This is a genomic window from Vibrio sp. 1288, from assembly GCF_033344475.1.
Genome location: NZ_JAWPOX010000124.1, coordinates 1 through 1131 on the forward strand (window position 1 = coordinate 1; position 1131 = coordinate 1131).

The window sequence follows — 1131 nt, forward strand, 5'->3', positions numbered from 1 at the left end:
GTTGAAGAATCAAACTCGTCAAATCCAACGTCTAAATCACCATCATCGCCGATACCGGCAAATGGATCTTCGCCGTCATCGCCTTCTAAGTTGAAGTCTAGTTCTTCGTCATCTAGGTTTGCGAAGACATCCTCTTCAAGCTCTGCTTTATCATCCTGATCTAAGAGCGGTTCAGAGTCATCATCACCAAACAAGTCATCATCTAGGCTGAGCTCATCATCAAGTTGGTCAGCTGCGGCTAAACCAATTGGAGCCGCAAGCGGATCGATATCTTGTGTCTGCTGCTGCGCTGCTTCCTCTTCTTTCGATTTCGAGCGACGACCAAGTAGCATGACAACCAACAACGCTAGCAGTGCCCCGGGAATCAGAGCTGCAAGTCCGACTAGCCAACCATTGGATAGAATCTTATCCATCGTACTTGGCTGCATGCGTTGCTGCTCAGCAACACGTTGGCGCTCTTCTGCCAACAGCTTTTCCACTTCCGAACGAATGCGCTCTTCGTCGTTAAGCTCGCTTTTGAGTGTTTCAACTTCGCTCTGAACTTGAGACAGCATGAGGCGCAGACGCTGGTTTTTCTCTTCTAGTGATTCAAGCTCACTTTGCGAGCCCTGCAGCTTGTCTTTTAGATCACTAACCTGCTTTTCACCTTGTGGTGACGTCGAAACTGGTGGCACGTTTGCTGTCGTTTCAACGGGTTTAACTGGTTCAGGTTTTGGTGGAGTAACAACTGGCGATTTTGGCGCAGTAGGCTCTGCAACAGGTTTAGGTTTAACCTCTATCTGTTTAACTGGAGCTGGCTTTTCTGGCTTGGGTTGTTTCAGTCGCAACTCATGCGCCTTCATAATGGCAACAGCTTGCTCAGTCGTCGCACTGCGAACTTGCTCTAATGAAGGAACACGAAGACGGCTGCCTGGGATCAGCTCGTGGATGTTTTGATTGTCAAACGCTTGAGGGTTGATTCGATAAATGGCGAGAAGCGTTTGTTGTACCGAGACATTACGTGACGGTCTTAGCTCAGAAGCAATCGACCACAGTGTTTGGTTTTCACCTGTAGGGCCGAAAAAGCGCGAAGGCTGAGTATTCTCAGGTGGAGTAGGTAATGCTCGTTCGATCTCTTCAGCATAGCTCGGA

General features: G+C 48.8%; 1 protein-coding gene. It reads right to left on the bottom strand.

Annotation, left to right across the window (positions count from 1 at the left end; all coding sequences use genetic code 11):
* Positions 1–1131 (bottom strand): FimV/HubP family polar landmark protein (locus R8O11_RS25035; protein WP_318194584.1); only part of this gene is annotated, 1131 nt, incomplete at both ends.